The 1,829-nt window shown below is 70.4% G+C and carries 1 protein-coding gene; it reads left to right on the top strand.

The window, feature by feature from the left end; translation table 11 throughout:
• On the top strand, window positions 1-1,829 hold a 1,829-nt coding region (locus G6023_RS03000), incomplete at both ends, for an ABC transporter permease (RefSeq protein WP_182634049.1).

Here is a 1,829-nt window from a genome sequence, read left to right as displayed (position 1 = left end):
CGGCCGAGTTCCCCGACTACGAGGTCCGGACCGGCGAGGAGATCAAGGAGCGACTGTCCGAGCAACTGTCGACCGTCCTCGACTTCATCAACTATTTCTTCGTCGCGTTCGGGCTGATCGCGCTGCTGGTCGGCACGTTCATCATCTACAACACCTTCTCCATGCTCGTCGCCCAGCGGCTGCGGGAGCTCGCCCTGCTGCGCGCGATCGGCGCCTCCCGCGGGCAGCTCACCCGATCGGTGATGGCCGAGGCCGCCGTCACCGGGCTCGTCGGCTCCGGGATCGGCGTGGTGGTGGGCTTCGGCCTGGCCCAGCTGATCTTCGTGGCGCTCGAGGCCTTCGACCTGGGCATCCCGTCCGGAGCCCTCTCGCTCACCCCGATGTCGGTCATCACCCCGCTGGTGTTGGGCTTCGTCGTCACCGTCTTCTCCGCCTGGGCGCCCGCCCGACGCGCCGGACGCGTCGCCCCGGTGCAGGGCATGCGAGTCGGCTCGGCCACCACCGAGGCCGGCGGCGGATGGCGCACCGCCGTCGGCCTGTTCGCCGTGGTGAGCGGCCTCATGCTCGCGGTGATAGGTACCTGGCAGGAGACGACGCGGGACGGTGCGATCACGGTCGGTGTCGGTGCGGCCGCGCTGATCATCGGCAGTTTCCTGGTGATGCCCGCGCTCGCCAAACCGATCGCCGGTGGCATCGGCAGGGTGATCGGCGCACCGTTCGGCGCGGTCGGCAAGCTCGCCGCCACCAACGCCGGACGCAATACCCGCCGGACCGCCGCGACCGCGTTCGCGCTCACGCTGGGACTGACCCTGGTGGCGGCGTTCGGAACCCTCGGCGCCACCACGAAGGAGAGCGTCAGCGGCGTCATCGACCAGGACATCAACGCCGACGTCGTGGTCCAGGGCGTGGCGTCCCAGGGCCCGCCGACCCCGCTGCCCGGCGGCATCGAGCAGCAGATCGCCGACGTCGACGAGGTCGGTGACGTGGCCTGGCTGGCGTTCGCGTTCGCCCAGCTCGCCGGGGAACCGCAGGCGCTGTCCGCCGCCGGCGGGCCCGTCGGCGAGATGATCGACGTCACCGTGGTCGACGGTTCGCTCGACCCCGGCCCCGACTCGCTCGTCGTGTCCCGGACCGTCGCCAGGGACAAGGGGTGGACGATGGGCGCCTCCGTGCCGCTCGTCGCGCCCGACGGCAGTGAGAGCACCCTCCGGGTCACCGGGATCTACGAGGACTCCCAGATCCTCGGGCAGTTCTACACCGGGATGGACGTCTACGAACGCCTGGTGCCGGAGAACCTGCGGTCGACCTTCAACGTGCTCGTCGCGGCGGATGACGGGGTGAGCGAGGACGAGGTCCTCGCGGCGGTGACCGACGAGCTCACCGACATCCCGATCGCGATGGTCCAGAGCAAGCAGCAGTACATCGACACCCAGACCGGCGGGATCGACCAGCTGTTGACGATCATCTACGCGCTGCTGGGGCTGGCCCTGGTCATCGCGGTCCTGGGCATCGTCAACACCCTCGCCCTGTCGGTGATCGAGCGTCGCACCGAGATCGGGATGCTCCGCGCGGTGGGCATGCAGCGCTCGCAGGTCCGCCGCACGATCAACCTCGAGTCCACGCAGATCGCCGTGTTCGGCGCGTTGATCGGCGCGGCGGTGGGCGTCTACCTCGGCTGGGCGTTCGTCACCGTGCTCGCGGACAGCGGACTGACGGAGACGACGATCCCGTGGGGCAGCATCGGCGTCGTGCTGGCGGCCTCGGCGGTCGTCGGGGTCCTCGCGTCGTTGTGGCCCGCGCACCGGGCCGCCAAGACCGACCCGCTCGAG

This window comes from Dietzia sp. DQ11-71, from assembly GCF_014144995.1.
GTDB lineage: Bacteria > Actinomycetota > Actinomycetes > Mycobacteriales > Mycobacteriaceae > Dietzia > Dietzia kunjamensis.
This window is presented reverse-complemented; position numbering and strand designations above follow the sequence as displayed.